Origin of the sequence: Vibrio sp. Y20_XG_PY13, assembly GCF_024181925.1 — a bacterium.
GTDB classification, from domain to species: domain Bacteria; phylum Pseudomonadota; class Gammaproteobacteria; order Enterobacterales; family Vibrionaceae; genus Vibrio; species Vibrio parahaemolyticus.
The window spans coordinates 486,506-506,263 of the sequence record NZ_JAMZAL010000003.1 but is presented as its reverse complement, the minus strand read 5'-3'; the positions used below and the strand labels follow the sequence as shown (position 1 = coordinate 506,263).

Sequence of the window (19,758 nt, the reverse complement as noted above, 5' to 3'; positions counted from 1 at the left end):
AATTATTCTTGATTGTTGCTAATAAATCCTAAGATAAATCAACAACTAAAATGTAGTCCAATTCTGATTTCTGTGACTTTTCGGCCATAGTCACCACCTATTGAATTGATAAGCATTATCAGCTTTAACCTCATGACTTTCCGTAATAATCTTCCTTTCAGATTCTAAGGTTTTGATGAATCCCTGGAGGGAAATAAGAATGACAAACAAAAAGCTAACGACTGCGGCAGGTTGCCCAGTTGCTCATAACCAAAACGTGATGACAGCAGGCCCACGTGGCCCTCAACTCCTACAAGATGTCTGGTTTCTAGAAAAGCTAGCGCACTTTGATCGTGAAGTGATCCCTGAGCGTCGTATGCACGCAAAAGGTTCTGGTGCCTACGGCACATTCACCGTGACTCACGACATTACAAAATACACTCGTGCAAAAATTTTCTCTGAGGTTGGTAAAAAGACCGAGCTATTTGCTCGCTTTACGACCGTTGCGGGTGAGCGCGGCGCAGCGGATGCAGAACGAGACATCCGTGGTTTCGCCCTAAAATTTTACACCGAAGAAGGCAACTGGGATTTAGTCGGCAACAACACGCCAGTCTTCTTCTTACGTGACCCGTTGAAGTTCCCTGACCTCAACCACGCGGTGAAACGCGATCCACGCACCAACATGCGCAGCTCGACCAACAACTGGGATTTTTGGACATCGCTGCCAGAAGCGTTCCATCAAGTAACCATCGTCATGAGTGATCGTGGTATTCCTGCGTCCTACCGTCACATGCACGGCTTCGGTAGCCATACATTCAGCTTTATCAACGCTGAAAATGAACGCTACTGGGTGAAGTTCCACTTCAAAACTCAGCAAGGTATTAAGAACATCAGCGATGAGGAAGCACAACTGCTGGCGGGCAGAGATCGTGAAAGCCATCACCGCGATTTGTATGAGTCGATTGAGCGTCAGGATTTCCCGAAATGGAAAATGTACGTACAGATCATGCCAGAATTAGAAGCCGACGAAGTTAACTTCAACCCATTCGACCTAACAAGAGTATGGTCTCAAAAAGATTATCCACTTATCCCTGTAGGTGAGTTTGAACTGAACCGTAACCCAGAAAACTTCTATGCAGAAGTTGAGCAATCCGCGTTTAACCCGGCAGCTATCGTTCCTGGAATTGGTTTCTCGCCAGACAAAATGCTGCAAGGCCGTTTGTTTGCATACGGAGATGCACAGCGTTACCGCCTAGGTGTAAACCATCACCAAATTCCAGTTAACGCCCCTCGTTGTCCGGTACACAGCTACCATCGTGACGGCGCAATGCGAGTTGACGGTAACTTCGGTTCAACACTAGGTTACGAGCCAAACTACAAACAAGAGTGGGCAGAGCAGCCTGATTATTCAGAGCCACCATTGCGAATTAGCGGCCATGCTGACCATTACGACCATCGTGTTGATGAGGATTACTTTAGCCAAGCAGGTGACCTGTTCCGACTAATGAACGAAGAGCAACGCCAAGCGCTGTTTGATAATACCGCACGAGCGATGGATGGTGTGCCAGACTTCATTAAAGAACGTCACGTCAACCACGCTTACCAAGCGGACGAAGCTTACGGCAAAGGCTTAGAACTGGCGTTAGGTTTAGCGAAATAACCCACAGCAAATATTCCATAGTAAATAAAAAGGGAGGCGCACGTTGCGCCTCCCAGTTAAGAGAAATTCGATATGATCAATTTAGACTTTTTCAAACTCTTCGATACCAAAGAGTTCTTCATCTACTACTGATTTTTGGCTACAGCCTTAATCAGTACTGACGTATCCATACGGCCAAGCCCTTCACGTTGAAGGCCTGCGTACTGCTCGTCGACCATCTTAGTCAATGGAAGCTCAAGCCCAACACGCTCAGCTTCTTCCAAACAAAAGCCAAGGTCTTTGCGCATCCAATCAATCGCGAAGCCAAAATCAAACTTGTCTTGCGCCATGGTCGTGGCACGGTTTTCCATTTGCCATGAACCAGCAGCGCCGTGTTTCAGCGTCTCGACAACCTGTTCAATGTCTAAGCCCGATTTTTGCGCAAGCAAAAGTGCTTCACTCAAGCCCTGCAAAATACCACCAATACAGATTTGGTTTACCATTTTACAACGCTGTCCCTGACCATTTTCGCCCAGTAGAGTGATTTGTTTCGCGTACACATCCATCACAGGTGCAACATGGTCAAATACATTCGGTTCACCACCGCACATGATGGTCAAGACGCCATTTTCTGCGCCCGCTTGACCGCCCGAGACTGGCGCATCGATAAAGTGATTGCCCACTTTTTTACACGCATCCGCCAGTTCCACAGCAAGTTCTGCCGAGGTTGTTGTGTGATCAACCAAAACCGCGCCCGCTTTGAGACCAACTAACAAGCCTTCTTCACCATACACCACGCTGCGTACGTCGTTATCATTACCAACACAAGTAAATACGATATCGCAACCTTCTGCCGCTTCTCGCGGTGTCTCGCACGCAATGCCATTGCATTCTGCAGCCCATTTATCAGCTTTGGCTTTGGTGCGGTTGTATACTTTGGTTTCATACCCCGCTTTGCTCAAATAGCCCGCCATTGGGTAGCCCATGACACCCAAACCAATAAATGCTACTCGTTGTTTTTCCATTGCACGCTTCCCTTAGTTCACCTGACTGAAATGTTTTGTAACATGCTACTAAAGAATTGAAAACATTACTCGTAATTTATCCTTCACTCGCGGCACAAATAAAATCGGAGCACGATGTTGGAGTAAAAACCGAAGCAGTCAGCAGGGTTATTAAGGAAAAATTTCTCAGAAGTTATATGCTAAGACACTCTACGTGCTTGCAACAAAGCCGTAGCGTTCAACATGGCATCCTTGGTCGTCACATCCAACACTTTTATTTTTCGAAAACGTTCCGGTTCTTTGATCGCGACATCATGAGCAAAGATCACAAACTTCGCTTTCTCGATGTCTTTCTCGGTAATTCGGTTGATGACGCCATTCGCCCCTTGGGTTTCGACTTTAATCTTAATGCCGAGTGCACAAGCCGCTTTTTCCAATGACTTCGCCGCTAAGAACGTATGTGCCACACCTGATGGACAAGATGTAACCGCCAAAACATCCGCCTCACCTTCGCCTTGAACGGAACCATATACCTGAGAATGACCTGTGTAACTCTCATCTTCGGTCACGGTTTTCTTTAGTGCAATCACGATCAATGCCGTGGTAACTGAGCCCGCAATCGTGCCGATGATATAACCAATTTTTCCATCCACAACAGGGAGAACAATCCAACCGCCCCATGGAGCATGGTTCATTACGTGGAACATAAAGCCGATCACGTTACCGACGATGCCACCCGCCACAATAGCGGGTAGCACGCGAGCAGGGTCACCAGCGGCAAAAGGAATCGCACCTTCGCTAATACCGATCATCCCCATAATACCTGCGGCTTTCCCCGCTTCGCGTTCATCTCGCTTGAATTTACTCGGCGCCAAAAACGTGGCTAGTGCCATCCCCAATGGCGGCGTACAAATCGCAATACCGACCCCGCCCATCAACCATGGTTGCGTGTTCACTTGGGTTTGAGCAAACAACGTCGCCACTTTGTTAATTGGGCCGCCCATATCAAACGCGGTCATGGCCCCAAGCACAGTTCCGAGCATCACTTTGCCTGAGCCCGCCATGCCCGTCAGCACCTCGTTCATGGTGGTCATTGCGCTGGCAATCGGAGCGCCTATCACCCACATCACCGCGCCGCAAGTAACAAACGTACCGACTAGCGGATAAATAAAAATCGAGCCAAGCGAACTCATGCTGTCTGGTAGCTGAATTTTCTTTAATAGCCAAACGACAAAGCCAGCAAAAAAGCCGACCACAATTGCACCTAAAAAACCCGTATTGTAATGACTGACCGCAATCCAAGATCCAATCATACCCGGCGCAAGGCCCGGCTTGTCGGCAATGGAATAAGCAATGTAACCGCCAAGAACGGCAGTAAACAATGTCAGGCCAGCAATCCCCATTTGGGCAATATCGGCCAAAATGCCCTCTTGTGGTACACCACCGTGACCAGAGATCATCACCGACAACGACAACAACACTCCGCCCGCAACGATAAACGGGATCATGTGGGATGTGCCAAACAGCAAGTGCTCTTTAATGCGGCCAAGTTTTTGCGCCCAAGGGCTCAGAGGTTCTGATGCAAATTCTAAAGAAGTTGGGAGAAATTCATTGGATTGGGTTTGAATATCAGTCAGCATCTCAAGCGCTTCTTCTCGCGATTGAGCCAACTTGAGCTTTTCAACAAAGCCGTCTTCGATAATTTTGGTGGAAATTTGTGCCAATACTTCAATGTGATGATGATCATCACCATCTGGGGACGCCAGCATAAAAAACACATCGGACAGCTCGCCATCTTCGGCACCATAATCAATCCCATTACGGCTGATCCCGACCGCGACAGCCGGTTTCGCTACAGCATCACTTTTGGCATGAGGGATCGCAATACCATCATCAAATCCTGTGTTACCGATCTCTTCTCGTTTCCAGATATCTGCCAAGAACTGGCTTTGACTATTAAGCTTGCCGGCGGCCTCTAGCATCTCGACCAGCTCTTTGAGCGCTTCATCTTTGGTTTGAGCTTTTAGATCTAAACATATCGTTTCCAGCTCAATTAGGTTTGTGATGTCCATTGTTTTACCTTCCAATATTCACGCTCGAATATATACCCAAGTGAGTTTGAGATACAGGATCCCCTGGCTCGTATGCGTTCCTACTCATTTTATTTGGGCATAGATTAACCAGTGCCTACCCTTTGATATATAGGACTAAAAGTGCATTAACTGGATTAATGTAACATGAGATTCAAACTGTGATAGAGCTCTTGCGTTAATCCAGCTCAAATCAATTCAATCTGCGGTGGCTGTGCTAATATCCACAAAAAATAAAATGGATAGAACATGAAAATCGTAGCGGTGACAGCATGCCCTACAGGCATCGCTCATACTTATATGGCTGCAGATGCACTAATGAAAGCTGCGCCAAAACATAACGTGCAAATTAAAGTAGAAACGCAAGGTGCGATGGGGATAGAGAATCAGCTCACTCCTCACGATATTGCTCAAGCGGATCGGGTTTTGATCGTGTCGGATATTGAGATAGAACAACCTGGCCGATTCGAAGGGACGCGCAAAATTCAAATCCCCATTGAAGAGGTTTTGCTGAACGTCGACAAAGTATTCCTCGTCCACTGCCGCGACTAAATTTGCAGATGAACGAATACCAAATCACCTTTTTCGTCGATAATGCAAATGCCAGTGCGCACCTTACTCAGCCACTCAATCGAGTGGCAAAGAAGTTCAAAAGTACCTTACATATCATTAATGTAACGCAAAATCGTGTTGCGGAACTCACCAAGTCCGTGGCGATTTTGCAAGCAGGTCTACAACAAGGTGATTTGTGTCAAATCACAGCGATTGGCATTGACGCAGAGCTGGCCTGCTTCGTCATCAAAGACATGATTGCTGAACACTTTACGGTGGTGGGATCTCATATCAACTATGAGTTTTCTAGCCAACTGGCCGAGCGTTTACCGCAAATTTGCCCACCTTGTGAAATCAAATGGCACTACGCCAAAGCGCATACCGAGCTCACCAAGTTTGAATGCCTTAAAGGATTAGCTCAGCTGATCCACCCCATTCATCCTGACGAACTGATCCTTGCTTTTATTAAACGAGAAGAACGTTCATCAACTTGCGTGACTCCGGGGATCGCTCTACCGCATGTGATGTTTTCAGGTGTTGACCATATTTCCATTGCCGTTATTGCAAATGACAAGTCGATGGATTGGGCTTCAAAGATGGGTGATGTTCATCTGGCTATAGCACTGGTGATGCCAGAAAAGCCGACCAGAGAACAGATCATTGCGGCCACTAACCTCACACGAAATCTGCTTACCGATCAAATGGCGGAACGCCTACTACTAACAAAAAGCAGCGTCGACTTACAAGCGCTGCTGATGTACGCCATGTCGAGGCTGCTCGCCTAAACTTCTCTATGATTTACGCACTCTGACTGAAGGCTTAAATCGAACCACGATATTCCGTCGGCGTTCTGCCTGTACGGTTCTTAAATACTCGGCAGAAATAGTTCACGTCTTTAAATCCACAGCGCACTGACACGTCATTGAGTTTGAAGTTGTATTTCTTGAGCATAAACTTCGCACGATCCACGCGTACCCAAGTAATGTAGTCTGCCAAGGTCATGTGCCCCTGCTGACGGAACAAGCGCGACAAATGGTTCGAGGAAATACTGAATCTCGACGCAATGCTGTCACGCGTGATTGGGCGATGGAAGTTCTCTTGAATGTAGATACAAATCCCTTGATAGAGATCTTGCACACGGCTATGTGCCTGCTGCTCGACTGGTGCATCCAACATCGTCTTCGCGTATTGCAGTAATGCTTGCAGTAAAAGCTCATCCATTGGTTTTTTAGTATTCTCACGAGCCAGTGAGCTCAACGCTTCTAAGATGTTATCTATCGCAAATCCTGAGCGTGTTTGGATGCTATGCTTTTGAATATCGTAAAAGTTTGCCTCACCTTTGCGTTTGCTCACCAAACTTAACCCTAGTTGTCGACGCCCAAACAAAATACTTAACACTGAGCAATCGGTATCCCAGTCTGGTTTATTCCAACAGTTAGGTGGAATAAATATCGCGTCGCCTTTTTTAGCAACGATGTGCGTTACTTTTCGATCATGACTTTCCATTTCATTAATATATTCCCCATCCAGAACTAACTCTAGGCGAGGGAAATTAACTTGATAGCTAAATTCAGGCGGCGTATGAAAATCTCCTGCAAACCAAATATTATGAAATGGCTCTCTTTCATTTAATACCGCTGAAATTAAATCATGAAAAATCATTGTCTCACACTCTATATATGCATCAATGATGCTATTTACTATAGATATACACCGGACTGGACTTTTGTGCTATTGAGCAAAATCACACTTTCATTTTAATGTTACAAAAATCCAGTTAACGTATCAAATCTCCAGTAACAAAAACTCTATCAACAACACTCAATCCCTTTTCAAATGGGAGCAAAGCCACATTTTACTTATCGTTTAGCTTCTTATCCATCATGTCACAGATATGCAGCTAGATTTGTCCAGTGAACGATCTAAATCACACTATAGTTAGTCGGTTACAATCCTCCAGTAAATGCATTTTTTCTTCACTACAGTCTTTTTCTCAGTAATTTAAAAATACCCCTGAAATAAAAATTATATTTATAGGGGTTCGACAATGATCACCAAACTAATAAATGAAGACTTAATTAAGCTTGATCTTAAAGCGTCTTCAAAAGAAGACGTATTTAAAGAACTGGTTGCCGTTCTTCATGCCCAAGGTCGTATTTCTGACCAAACACAATTTCTTGCAGATATAAAAGCACGTGAAGAATTAGGAAATACCGGATTTGAAGATGGCGTGGCAATTCCACACGCGAAAAGCGCCGCTGTGATTGAACCGGCGGTTGTGATCGGCGTAAGCAAATCAGGTATCGAGTACGGCGCGGAAGACGGTTTACCTTCAAAGCTGTTCTTCATGATCGCTTCTCCAGACGGTGGCGATAACCACCACATCGAAGTACTTGCAGAACTGTCTTCAAAACTGATTGAAGATGGTTTCATCGATGCGTTCTTGGGCGCAGCAAACAGCCAAGACGCACTGGCACTCCTTCTTGCTAAAGAAGAACCGCAACCAGTGACAGATGCTCCAGCAAACCAAGGTTTCATCATTGGTGTTACCGGTTGTCCTGCGGGCGTTGCTCACACCTACCTAGCAGCAGAAGCGCTAGAGAAAGGTGCTGCGGCGATGGGTTACGAAATCAAGGTTGAAACGAATGGTTCAATCGGTGTGAAAAACAGTCCAACCGCAGAAGAAATCGAGCGTGCAGATGCCATCATCGTCGCCTGTGACAAACAAGTCGATATGAACCGCTTTGCGGGCAAACGCGTGGTTAAAACCAACGTAAAAGCCCCAATCCGTGATGCTCAAGGGCTGATTAATGAAGCGTTAAACGCACCGACGTACCAAGCTGATTCCAATGGCAATACGCAAGCATCGGTTGCCGACAAAGCTTCTCAAGCTCGTTCTGACTTATATCGCTACTTGATGAATGGCGTATCACACATGATCCCATTCGTCGTAACCGGTGGTCTGCTGATTGCCCTTGCTCTTGCTGTAGGCGGTCAGCCAAGTGAAGCGGGCATGGCGATTCCTGAAGGCAGCATGTGGAACCAAATCCTCAATGTCGGTGTGGTTGCCTTTACCCTGATGATCCCAATCCTTGCCGGTTACATTGCTTACGCGATTGCTGACCGCCCAGCTCTAGCTCCTGGCTTGATCGGTGGTTGGATTGCAAACAACGGTTCTTTCTACGGCGCAGACGCTGGTACAGGCTTTATCGGTGCCATCATCGCAGGTCTGCTTGTGGGTTACTTCGTGAAGTGGATTACGTCGATTAACTACCACAAATTCATCCAACCTTTGGTGCCAATCATGATCGCACCAATCACAGGCTCGTTGTTCATCGCAGGTCTTTTCATCTTCGTTATCGGCGCGCCAATCGCAAGCCTAATGGACGGTCTGACTGCGCTACTCACTAGCATGAGTACAGGTAACGTCGTTCTACTGGGTATCGTACTTGGTGGTATGGCTGGCTTCGATATGGGTGGTCCATTCAACAAGGTCGCATTCCTATTCTCTGTGGGCATGATTGCGAGCGGTCAAACTCAATTTATGGGTGCGATGGCGTGTGCAATCCCTGTTGCTCCTCTAGGCATGGCACTGGCAACGGCGCTTGGTCGTAAGTTCGACCTGTTCGAAGAATCAGAAACCGAAGCAGGTAAAGCAGCAGGTGCAATGGGTCTGGTTGGTATCTCTGAGGGTGCTATTCCATTCGCGGCGCAAGATCCAATGTCAGTGATTCCTGCAAACGTACTTGGCTCAATGGTGGCGGCAGTAATGGCGTTCTCATTCGGCATCACCAACAGCGTTGCTCACGGCGGTCCAGTTGTCGCTCTACTTGGCGCGATGAACCATCCAGTCCTTGCTCTGATTTGTATGGCAGCTGGCGCAACGGTTACCGCAGTAACGTGTGTAACGTTGAAGAAAGTACGTAAAGCAAAAATGATGCAAGCAGCCGCTTAATCCCCCCTCCCCCAAATGGCTCCTATGGCTTGGGCAATGTCGCCCAAGCCATGATTTTCTCTCATGGTGACACTCTATGTCTGATTTAACGATGTCCGATACACAAACGATTCAAACTCAAGCTGCGCATCCGACGTTTTTCCTGATGAACAACGTGATTCAAAACTACGCTTGGGGCAGTACTACTTCTGTTAACCAACTGTTTGGCATTGAAAACCCAACGGGCGAACCACAAGCAGAAGTATGGATGGGCGCGCATCCAAACGGTTGCTCAGTGGTGATGGTAAACGGCGAGGAGACCAAACTCTCTTCACTGATTGCTCAAGACATGAATGCTTTTCTGAGTGAAGAAGTCGCAAACCGTTTTGGTGAACTTCCATACCTGTTTAAAGTGCTTGCCGCTGAGAAAGCGCTGTCGATTCAGGTGCACCCAAACAAGCAACAAGCAGAACTAGGTTTTGCACTGGAAGAAAAACAAGGCATTCCCCTAACCGCAGCAAACCGTAACTACAAAGATCCAAACCACAAACCAGAATTGGTTTACGCGCTAACCGAATACCAAGCGATGAATGGCTTCCGCCCAACAAGTGAAATCATCAGCTTCTTCTCTGAGCTGGCGATTCCTGAGCTGCAAGGCTTGGTGGATGACCTTATCGATAATCAAACTTCAAAAGGCTTGGCGAGCTTCTTCTCCGGTCTATTGTCACTGGAAGGCGAACAGAAAGAGATGGCGTTGACGGTGCTATTGGCACAAGCTCGCATCACCGACTTACCTCTGTTCAACCTGATCTTGGAGTTAGAAACGCAATACCCGGGCGACATTGGTTTGTTTGCGCCCTTGCTACTCAACGTTATCACTCTGAAACCAGGCGAAGCGATGTTCTTGGATGCAGAAACGCCACACGCGTACCTGAAAGGGACGGGGCTTGAGATCATGGCGAACTCAGACAACGTACTACGCGCAGGTTTAACACCGAAGTATATGGACGTAAAAGAACTCGTTGCATGCACACGCTTCGAAGAAAAACCATTCGACACCCTACTGCTTGCACCAATCGAAAACAACGACATGTTGGAATACCCAATTCCCGTCGACGATTTCAAATTCGCGATTGTAAAGCAGGCCAACCAACGAACACTTGATGTAAGAACCGCAGAAATCCTGTTGCCGCTAGATTCCCCGCTCGTAATTACACACGCAAATGGTGAAACGTGTGTAGTAGATAAAGGCCAATCTGTTTTCATCCCAGCTTACGCCAAACAATACACCTTGAATTGCGAAGGTCGTGTTGCACGGGCTTACAGTTGATTCAAATTGAAACAAAAACGCCTCGCAATTTAAGCGAGGCGTTTTCTTTTTCACTCGAGCTATTTTTGTGGCAGTGATAATTAATTAAATATTTTCGGCATCAAACAAGAATTAATCTCGCTGTTGTTGTAGTTCAAAGTGTCCAGTAATTCACCTTGCACAGTCAGGTTCTTAATTCCCATGTGCCGCATATCAGATTCAGTGTAATACCAACCATTCGCGAGCGTTGAACGTTGGCATGTACTCGTTCTCGTATGCCCATAAACGGTAATATTTGGATCCACTCCTACTTTGTTGTAGAACTCCGCTTCTTTAATTCGTAAGCGAGTAAGATAGCGATAAAACTGCTTTTCGTATTGCGAAGGAACCGATTGATCCCACATCTCGTCACTCTGATTCGCGCCACCATGCCACCCAATAAGCGCATCTTTTCCAATCACCACACTTTTCGCCGCAGGCAATATGTAATTCGCGCAAGCAGAAAAACACAATTGGCTGACGATCACATCCATATCGTTGTTTTTTATGAAGTGACCAAACTCGATCCCGACGCCAATATCACCACCACTACTGGTAATGCGTAATGTTGTCACTTTCTGGTCACTATCATTCACCATTCTTATGGCTTCAAGCACGGCATCCCCGGTAATCATGCCGTCGTACACCAACGTATTGCCTGTAATGGTTAATTTGTTTTGTGTCGGGAAAGCCATTTTTTGAGTCGCGCACCCAGATAACAAAATAGCTGCAGATATTAAACCGATTTTAAACTTCATCCTTAAACTCCACAATACAAACCACTCACTTCGGGCTTCATTAAAACGCTCTGTACTTTTTAAGCTTGAAGGAATAGTTATCGAGACATTCATATCTTAAACAACATCTATTGTAGTGATAAAAAAACCATTCAACTCAATAACCTAAAAACCAAGTAATGAATTACGACAAGTTTCACGCTTTAATTAGAGATAGTTTTTATAAAAACTCTACGGGAATAATCCAAAACATTTAAACAATCAATATTTACAATAAATTAACTACGAAAACATAAACAGTACCAATAAAAATAATATTGATTAATTAGAATGATATACGCTGCGCTGTCACCATTTTTGTTTTAGAGCCATAAAGTCACCCTATCGAATAAGACCGCACCCGATTTATACAGCTGCGACAAACAGAAAAGTAAATTTCCGAGAAAATTACGTCGGCTTATGCCAGAATGTGTTCCCTCACTCAACAAGCCTGTAATGTAATGAAATACCAAGCTGCTATTTTTGATATGGATGGTTTACTTCTTGATACTGAACGTGTCTGTATGCGTATTTTCCAAGAAGCATGTGAAGTACAAAACCTTCCGTTTTATGAAGATGTTTACCTATCGATCATTGGCCGCAATGCGGCAGGAATTGAGACGATTTTCCGCAAAGCCTACGGCGAGAATTTAGACCGCCTACATCTTGAATGGCGCACTCGTTACAACGCAGTTGTCAAACACCAAGCCATCCCTGTAAAAGATGGCGTTGTTGAGTTGCTGGAGTGGTTGAAAGCACAGGGCTTACCTATCGCGGTCGCGACATCTACTGCGAAAGAAGTGGCAAAAATCAAACTGGAATTAGCAGGATTGAGCAAATACTTCGATAACCTAACGACAGGCTGCGAAGTGAGCCACGGCAAACCCGATCCAGAAATCTATTTACTGGCAGCGAACCGTCTGGATGTAGAGCCAAGCCGATGTTTGGCCTTTGAAGATTCCAATAATGGTGTTCGCGCCGCTGTAGCGGCAAACATGGTCACTTATCAAATTCCGGACTTGGTTGAACCTTGCGATGAAGTGAAACAATTTGGTCACGCTATCGTGCCTTCACTGCACGAAGTATTAGCCGAGCTTAAACAGACTCGCTAATCCTCCTCTGAATACGTTCTAAAGCCCAACGTCGACGTTGGGCTTTCGCTTAGTTTCTTACCCATCTCATATTCCCCCTCTTAATTGAATCGACTCCCTCAACCTACACGAATTGAGAATTGAGCCAGTTCACGCCACGAAAGAAAATCAGGTTGTTCAGTGATCAATCAGTGGAACGAACCAGTACAAGTTTGCAACAAATCGTCAATATACCGATTGAAGCACGTTTTTCGGGTCAAAACTGGCTGATAATGAGAACTATTGGACAAAAAAGTCCAAGTCAGCCCAAAACAACAAAATGGAGAGTGTTATATGTCTTTACGTATATTAGCAGCAACCTTGGCACTGGCAGGATTGAGCTTCGGCGCACAAGCCAGTGCCGAGTGTGAGGTTTCTATTGATGCTAACGATATGATGCAGTTTTCGACCAAAACATTGAGTGTTCCAGCAACTTGTAAAGAAGTAACGCTAACGCTCAACCACACTGGTAAAATGCCAGCGCAATCTATGGGGCACAACGTTGTCATCGCAGATACAGCCAACATCCAAGCGGTAGGCACTGACGGCATGTCTGCTGGTGCAGATAACAGTTACGTGAAGCCAGACGACGAGCGCGTTTACGCTCACACGAAAGTCGTTGGTGGCGGTGAAAGCACCAGCATTACATTCAGCACGGAAAAAATGACGGCTGGCGGTGATTACTCATTCTTCTGCTCATTCCCTGGTCACTGGGCGATCATGCAGGGTAAATTTGAGTTCAAATAATCGTTGAATTCAATTTGAGTGTGACTAAAGGGAAGCGCGTGCTTCCCTTTTTACTACGCGAATCGGGTCATGCTCTCTCATCCGATAAGTCTTGTCTCGGCATCGGTTTGGCCAGATAAAAACCTTGTACTTTGTCGACGCCACATTGCGCGACGAACTCGTATTCTGCTTGAGTTTCTACGCCCTCGGCTACGACTTCGCAGTTGGCAATGTGCCCGAGTTTAGCCACAATTCGGTATAACTCGCGCCCCTTTTCATCTGTGGCATCAAGCAGTAATGAACGGTCGAGTTTGATCTTATCAAACGGATATTTGAGCAAATGCGGAAACGAAGCATAACCCGTTCCGAAATCATCCATTGCGATGCGAATACCACACGCTTGCAGCGCGATCATCGTATTGGTCAACGACACTTTATCGTTTAACACCGCCTCTTCGGTTATCTCGATTTCTAACCAATCTGGGGACACGCCATAGTGCTCAAGTCGCCCTTGTAAGTGCTGAACAAAATCCGCTTGTTCGATCGTCGAAACCGAAATATTGATCGCAACTCGACGTGACGGCGATAACGACATTGTTTTCATGTCCGACAGCACTTTTTCGATGACCAACTTATCGAGTAGCGGCATGGCATCAAGCATTTGGAAGTCACTGATGAACGTTGGAGGGCACAGTTTTCCCTCTTTGTCGATGTAACGAATCAGCGCTTCATAGGAGAACACTTTCTCTTCATGAATCGATTGTAGCTTTTGATAAAACATCACCAGCTCCCCTTCTCGCAGAATTGAAGTCAAACGCTTCTGAGCTGATGATTTGTTGATACTGTATATGTTTGAATCTTTCACGCTATTAAGCAGAGACTTAAACAGCGATTGTTCAATACCATTCAGCGCATTGTTCAGCCCGAATTGACTCGCGTGTTTGCCAGCATAAGCAAGATAAAAAGGTCGATAGATCAATACCCCTGCCGCGATCACTATCAGTTGAAGTATTGTGCCTTGAATATGATTTCCCATTGCGACATATCCACTGATTAACGGCGGCGTCATCCAGTTCACGATCTTCTCGACCGGATCAATCATACCCGACGCAATGCTCACATAAGTAATCACGAAACTCACCAAAGGCACCAGCACAAATGGGATGATGAGAATAGGGTTAAAGATGATCGGCAAACCAAACAGCAACACTTCATTAATGTTGAACATCACCAATGGCGCTGCCGCCAACGCCAACATGATGTGGTTGCGCTCTCTGGCAAAAATCAGGATACACAAAAGCAAACAGACACTGTTTCCTGAACCACCCATAGACAAAAAGGCGTCGTAAAAACCTTGGCTGATAACGTTAAGCGACGCTTCGCCAGCTTGCCAAGCAGCCATGTTGGCTTCGGTCGCAGCGTATATCTGCTGCTTGATGGCAAACAACATGTTGTGAGCATTGATGCCTGTCGCCCCTAGCAACCCCAAAACGGTTTGATAGATTAAACCGCCTTCAAGCGTTAAAGGATCGACGCCGATACTGCGCACTGCGCCACTAAACCACACCATGATCGCCGCAGTGACGTGAGACAGGCTTACCGCGACAAGAACAAATACGAAAAAGTGCAAAACGTCTTTAAACAGCCGAGAAGTAAAGTCCAGTGCTTGGGGTTCAAGCAATTGAATTCTCAAATGTTTGCAGTACAAATACGACATCATGGCGCTGATCAGCGCCAACAGAGAGTTATTGGGCAACGTATACGTGGCGGATAGGCTTTCATTTTCTATCGACACCAAATAAAACATGATCAGCGAATAAATAATAAGCACCACGCTCGATACATTGGCTTTGTGCGACAAATAATATGCAGCAACCACGCAAAATGCCGTGGGATATAGGTTGATCAAAATGTCGGAAAGGTGGAAAAGCAGTAAGGAAACATCACCCAAGCCCGCCACTCGAAATGCGTGACCAAGTAGAATAGCCAGCGCGTTGGATAATGTCAGTGGGAGAAGCAGTAACGCGATTGAAGCTAAGTCTGTTAAGTAAGATTTAGACCCAGCTCGCCATTGCTCTGCGATTACAGCCAGACGCTGAAAAGGGGCAAAGAAGAGTTCGCGGCGAGTTTGCATGGAGAGTTCTTTTGTAAAGTAGTTATCTTCAACTGCAGAAAATGCAGCCGTTAATACAACAGCCGAAACTCAGGCAAACATTGTTGATGGGTAATGTCGTTTTTCTTATTAAGGTCAAACAATGGGTACTAAATGCCAATAACAGCACGGAAAAGTTGCCAACTTAATTTAGCGACTATACATCGCTCGATCCAATGAGATTATTGACCTTCACGACAAACAAAAGGCATATATAATTTATGGTTATTACAGAAATTGCCACTTACTCATAAAGCTCATTTGTTCCTCTTTTTATATAACTTTCGATGAACAATTTAGTAATAATGCTATGCACAAGCAAACAGCAAAGCATGCCATCCACATGCTTTGCCCCGCATCGGTTTCATCATCCTATTGCCAGTTTAGTGCTCGCGTAACGCGCTTTTTTCTTTCTTGGACTGGCTAAGAAGTACGCTAAAGTAAGAGGCCCTAATCGTCCCATAAACATCATGAAGATGATCACTAACTCACCTGGTTCGGACAAACTGCCCGTTAAGCCTCGCGATAACCCAACCGTACCTAGCGCCGAGACCGCTTCGAACATAATGTCTAACATAGACGCTTTCTCTGTCAGTAACAGCGTGAATATGGCAAACCAAGTTACACCCACCGAGATCAGAGTCAGCGCCAATGCCTTGCTGATGGTCTCTTTGGGAATCTCGCGTTGAAAGGCATAGGTTGCTTCATCGCGACGCAAATAACTGTAAGTTGCCAAGACTAACACCATAAATGTCACAACTTTAATACCACTTGCCGTGCTCAATGATCCACCGCCGATAAACATCAACACCAGAATGATCGCCGTTGTGGCATCTTCCAACTGATCGATAGCTAAAGTGTTGAACCCTGCCGTTCTTGGCGTCACCGCTTGAAACCACGATGCCCACCATTTCCCTGCTTCGCTCAACGGGGCAAGCGTGTTGGGGTTGTCATATTCAATCAGGTAAATCGCGATAAGTGCCACCACGTTAATGATCATCGTGCCTAAGATCATCATTCGACTGTAAACGGTGAGTCGGTGCCAACGGCGATTGCGTTTTAAGTCAATCCAAACCGAGAAGCCTAAACCACCAATAATAAACAAACTGGTAATGGTGAAGTTAACGACCGGGTCGTCCACGTAAGGCATTAAGCTATCGGCACTCAACGCAAAACCTGCATTGTTAAACGCACTGATGGTGTAGAAGAAACCATGGAACAGACTGGTTTTCCAGCCCAGCTCTTCACTCCAATAAACGCTCAAAATAGTGAAACCAATAAGTTCAACGAGCAGAGCGAACATCAATACAGATTTAGCAGTGGCAATGAGTGTCGACGAGTCAGTTTGGTTGAACGCCTCTCTCGCGACGGCTCGCTCCAAAAAGCCTATTTTTCCGCCCAGAGCCAGCAAAGTCACGATGGCAAACGTCATTAAACCTAGGCCACCACATTGAATCAGGAAAGCAATAACCACTTGCCCAAAAGGCGTAAACGCCGTGCCCGTGTCTACCACAACTAATCCCGTCACCGTAATGGCCGATGTCGCAGTAAACAGGCTTTGAATCCAAGTGATGGGCTCTGTGGTGGCAATCGGCAGTTTGAGTAAAACTGTGCCGAGCATGATCAAGCACGCAAAACTGAGGCTAAGTATCAGCGGCGGTGCGCCCAACAATTTTTTACCCGCTTTAGGTTTTCGCTCGATTGGGATAATAGAGGGATGCCACAAAACCATGTTACACCAACCTCGGAGCGACGTATTTCAGCTCAGCGCGACTACCACAAAGCAACAGCGTGTCGAACTCATTAAGCACAAACTCATCATTGATATTGGTGTAGACGGCTTCTTCGCGCTTCACCAAGATAGGCTGAATGTTGTAACTGCCTCGGCTGATCAACTTAGAAAGCGGCGTATCGTGCAGATTGGATTTAACGTGGATTTCCACCACATACAAGCCATGCCCCATTTCTAAATAGTTGTTCACCATCGGATAGTTGAGTGCCTGCGCGACTCTTACGCCCATCTCCTCTTCCGGATGAATAATGCGTTGTACACCAAGTTTAGATACGATGGTGTGGTGCGCTTTGGTGCTCGCTTTGACCCAAATGGATTTCACACCCAGATTTTTCAGCGCCAACGTACACAACAAACTGGCTTGCATGTCTTCGCCAATCGCCACCAACACCACATCACTGTTCGCTAACGCTAATTCTCTGAGCGCACCTTCGTCTGTCGCGTCACATATAACCGCTTGCGTTAACTCTTCGACGTATTTTTCGACGATTTTCGGGTCGCTATCCACCCCCGTTACCGTGTGTCCAAGATGAATAAGTTCTAAGCTAGCGGCAACGCCAAATCGCCCTAAACCAATTACTGTAAAGTGAGCCATATCAATACCTAACTGTGTTTTATGTATAGAAAATGCTAATGCGTTAAGGGCTAGACCGATTTTCCATCACGAAAAATAGGCAACACGAATCCTGTTCGAGTGCTGATAACCAGCACTAAACCTTGGCACTAACGTTGATTAAATTTGGAATTTAGTGGTGCTTGGACGTCTCAAGCACTAAACGGTAACCCAGCCCCGGCTCGGTTTTTAAAAGTCGCTGTTCGTCAGCGCTATCGTTCAGTTTTTTGCGTAGTTGACTCACTAACACGCGTAAGTAGTGAGTATCTTCGACATGACTTTTTCCCCAAATCACCGCTAGCAAATGAGTTTGCTCAATGAGTTTTCCCGGCTTGATAATCAACTGTTCAATGAAGGAAAACTCTTTCTTGGTGAGTGGAATTTCCCTCTGATCCAACCAAAATTGGTGGGTGCTTTTGATGATTTTGACTCGGCCAGCCACCAGCTCATCAGCGATGGATTGCTCATCCACCAAATCTCGAACCAGCACTTTGATGCGCGCGATGAGCTCTTTTACGCCAAAAGGCTTACTCAAGTAATCATTCGCTCCCGCTTCTAAAAGGCGGATTTTTTCCTCTTCTTGATCGCGAGCTGTCAGCACTAGCACTGGCGTTTTATAGGTTTGACGAAGCGTAGTGAGAAACTCCGTCCCATCGCCGTCGGGCAAGCCTAAATCTAGCAGAATGACGTGCGGCGAATGCGCTTCGAAACACGCTTTGGCTTCTGCAATGGTACTCGCGCCAATGTAATCAAACCCTTCAGCAGACAGCGAAATTCGAATAAAGGTATGAATGCGAGGCTCATCGTCCACGACTAACACTTTGTAACTCACGCCTGCTCTGCTCCTTGATTGAGTGGAAGTCGAATGCGGACCAGCGTCCCTTCTGATACTGGCATAGATTGAATCTCTCCTTGGTGCGCGGTGATGATGCCTTTGGCAACCGCGAGTCCCATTCCGGTGCCTGAATCGGCCGATTTGTTGTTCGCGCCGGAATAGAAAAGGCTGAATATTTTTTCCGCATCTTCAGCTTTGATGCCAATCCCCATGTCCCGAACATCAATCACGCACGACGACCCCTGCTTAGAAAGAGAAACCTCAACAGGTTCATTCTCTGGTGAAAATCGCATGGCATTATCCAACACATTAAAAATCGCTTGTTCGATGAGCGAACGACTTACTGATAAATAACCAACGGAATCATCCATATTCATGGACACTTTCTCGGTGTAATTCGGCAAACGAGACACCGCATCCCGCACAATATTCGCAATAGGCTCAGCTTTTTTGGTAATTTTTAATGTTCCGTGTTGGAGCTTAGTCGCCTGTAAGAGGTTCTCTATATATTGATGCAAGCGGTGGCTTTCTGAAGTCGCACTGTCGAGCAATTCTTTGCGCTCTAAGTCATTGAGCTTGGGCATGTACTCGTTGAGAGTGGTCAGTGTTCCAATAATGGTTGCCAGCGGCGTGCGTAGGTCATGGGACACCGATAGCAGGATGCTGTTTTGCAGCTTGGTTTGTTTTAACTCGCCCTGCTGCCGACGATAAAGATCCGCGAAGGTGCTGGTGATAAATGCCACCACCATAAACACGACTAGATTAAAAATGTCTTCCGGACGAAACATCTGCAAAGAGTAACGAGGCGTCGTGAAAAAGAAGTTGAAGCTCAGCGCTTCGATCACCGCCGCCGCATAAGCGAATCGCGAGTTGCATTGAAACGCCACCACCACGACTGCTAACTGCAAAATCAGCAGGACGGCAGCCGTAGAGCCAAACAGTTGGTCTAACAGCCATGAGGCCACAACCGCGCCAACAATCACGATGGCAGAAAAGAGAAATGTGTTATCTCGCCAATGAGCAAACATAAAGTACATCAACCAAAATTCGATGCAGAAACTTTAGCAAAAGCCCATTCGGAGTTCGCGTAAAAAAAGCGTAAAAAATTCAATAACGACAGTGAGTTATAAACATAATCATCATTAAGTTGGCCTAACTTAATGAATAATCACAAGTTAACGTTTCCCA

Annotated in this window: 16 protein-coding genes; 7 read left to right on the top strand and 9 right to left on the bottom strand. The window is 46.1% G+C overall.

From position 1 onward, the window contains the following. Nucleotides 1–199: 199 nt before the first annotated feature. A complete protein-coding gene (locus tag NL646_RS11155) occupies nt 200–1,639 on the top strand; it encodes a catalase (RefSeq protein WP_015313530.1) in 1,440 nt (479 codons plus the stop codon). Nucleotides 1,640–1,764: 125 nt separating this feature from the next. Here NL646_RS11155 and NL646_RS11150 read toward each other — a convergent pair whose 3' ends face one another. Both NL646_RS11150 and NL646_RS11145 read right to left on the bottom strand, forming a co-directional pair. Further along, complete coding sequence (locus NL646_RS11150; protein WP_253664236.1) at nt 1,765–2,643, bottom strand: NAD(P)-dependent oxidoreductase; 879 nt, start codon at nt 2,641–2,643, stop codon at nt 1,765–1,767. Nucleotides 2,644–2,822: 179 nt separating this feature from the next. Next, a complete protein-coding gene (locus NL646_RS11145) occupies nt 2,823–4,694 on the bottom strand; it encodes a fructose-specific PTS transporter subunit EIIC (protein ID WP_025524218.1) in 1,872 nt (623 codons plus the stop codon). A gap of 267 nt (nt 4,695–4,961) precedes the next feature. Here NL646_RS11145 and NL646_RS11140 point away from each other — a divergent pair, with 267 nt between their 5' ends. Together NL646_RS11140 and NL646_RS11135 are read left to right on the top strand one after the other, a co-directional pair. Beyond that, nucleotides 4,962–5,264, top strand: coding sequence for a PTS fructose transporter subunit IIB (locus NL646_RS11140; protein WP_005463048.1), 303 nt, complete (start codon nt 4,962–4,964; stop codon nt 5,262–5,264). An 8-nt stretch (nt 5,265–5,272) separates the two neighbouring features. Further along, a complete protein-coding gene (locus NL646_RS11135) occupies nt 5,273–6,049 on the top strand; it encodes a PTS sugar transporter subunit IIA (protein WP_253664235.1) in 777 nt (258 codons plus the stop codon). Nucleotides 6,050–6,083: 34 nt separating this feature from the next. On the opposite strand, the gene NL646_RS11130 is transcribed toward NL646_RS11135, so the two are convergent. Further along, nucleotides 6,084–6,926, bottom strand: coding sequence for a helix-turn-helix transcriptional regulator (locus tag NL646_RS11130; protein WP_023584587.1), 843 nt, complete (start codon nt 6,924–6,926; stop codon nt 6,084–6,086). A 385-nt stretch (nt 6,927–7,311) separates the two neighbouring features. On the opposite strand from NL646_RS11130, the gene NL646_RS11125 reads away from it, so the two are divergent. Both NL646_RS11125 and manA read left to right on the top strand, forming a co-directional pair. Then, nucleotides 7,312–9,219, top strand: coding sequence for a fructose-specific PTS transporter subunit EIIC (locus NL646_RS11125; RefSeq protein WP_042763907.1), 1,908 nt, complete (start codon nt 7,312–7,314; stop codon nt 9,217–9,219). A 76-nt stretch (nt 9,220–9,295) separates the two neighbouring features. Then, nucleotides 9,296–10,528: a mannose-6-phosphate isomerase, class I gene (manA, locus tag NL646_RS11120; protein ID WP_025790725.1), complete on the top strand. Its 1,233-nt coding sequence runs from the start codon at nt 9,296–9,298 to the stop codon at nt 10,526–10,528. Nucleotides 10,529–10,608: 80 nt separating this feature from the next. Here the strand turns inward: manA and NL646_RS11115 are convergent, their stop codons facing one another. Then, nucleotides 10,609–11,304, bottom strand: a complete 696-nt coding sequence (locus NL646_RS11115; protein WP_253664234.1) for a hypothetical protein — start codon at nt 11,302–11,304, stop codon at nt 10,609–10,611. Between the two features lie 479 nt (nt 11,305–11,783). Between NL646_RS11115 and NL646_RS11110 the strand changes: the two genes are divergently transcribed. Both NL646_RS11110 and azu read left to right on the top strand, forming a co-directional pair. Continuing rightward, complete coding sequence (locus NL646_RS11110) at nt 11,784–12,434, top strand: HAD family phosphatase (RefSeq protein ID WP_046268813.1); 651 nt, start codon at nt 11,784–11,786, stop codon at nt 12,432–12,434. A gap of 312 nt (nt 12,435–12,746) precedes the next feature. Then, nucleotides 12,747–13,199, top strand: a complete 453-nt coding sequence (gene azu, locus NL646_RS11105; protein ID WP_005463034.1) for an azurin — start codon at nt 12,747–12,749, stop codon at nt 13,197–13,199. Nucleotides 13,200–13,266: 67 nt separating this feature from the next. Here the strand turns inward: azu and NL646_RS11100 are convergent, their stop codons facing one another. The 5 genes from NL646_RS11100 to NL646_RS11080 all read right to left on the bottom strand — a co-directional run bounded on the left by NL646_RS11100 (nt 13,267) and on the right by NL646_RS11080 (nt 19,598). Beyond that, a complete protein-coding gene (locus NL646_RS11100) occupies nt 13,267–15,312 on the bottom strand; it encodes an EAL domain-containing protein (protein ID WP_253664233.1) in 2,046 nt (681 codons plus the stop codon). A 385-nt stretch (nt 15,313–15,697) separates the two neighbouring features. Beyond that, nucleotides 15,698–17,062 carry a TrkH family potassium uptake protein gene (locus NL646_RS11095; protein WP_021484042.1) on the bottom strand — a complete coding sequence of 455 codons (1,365 nt, stop codon included), beginning with the start codon at nt 17,060–17,062 and terminating at the stop codon, nt 15,698–15,700. Between the two features lies 1 nt (nt 17,063). Next, nucleotides 17,064–17,717 carry a TrkA family potassium uptake protein gene (locus tag NL646_RS11090; RefSeq protein WP_005375180.1) on the bottom strand — a complete coding sequence of 218 codons (654 nt, stop codon included), beginning with the start codon at nt 17,715–17,717 and terminating at the stop codon, nt 17,064–17,066. A 151-nt stretch (nt 17,718–17,868) separates the two neighbouring features. After that, nucleotides 17,869–18,567 carry a response regulator transcription factor gene (locus NL646_RS11085; protein ID WP_025525772.1) on the bottom strand — a complete coding sequence of 233 codons (699 nt, stop codon included), beginning with the start codon at nt 18,565–18,567 and terminating at the stop codon, nt 17,869–17,871. Continuing rightward, nucleotides 18,564–19,598 (bottom strand): ATP-binding protein, encoded by a 1,035-nt coding sequence (locus NL646_RS11080; RefSeq protein ID WP_253664232.1) that lies wholly within the window; start codon nt 19,596–19,598, stop codon nt 18,564–18,566. The genes NL646_RS11085 and NL646_RS11080 overlap by 4 nt, the downstream gene beginning before the upstream one ends. Between the last annotated feature and the right edge of the window lie 160 nt (nt 19,599–19,758).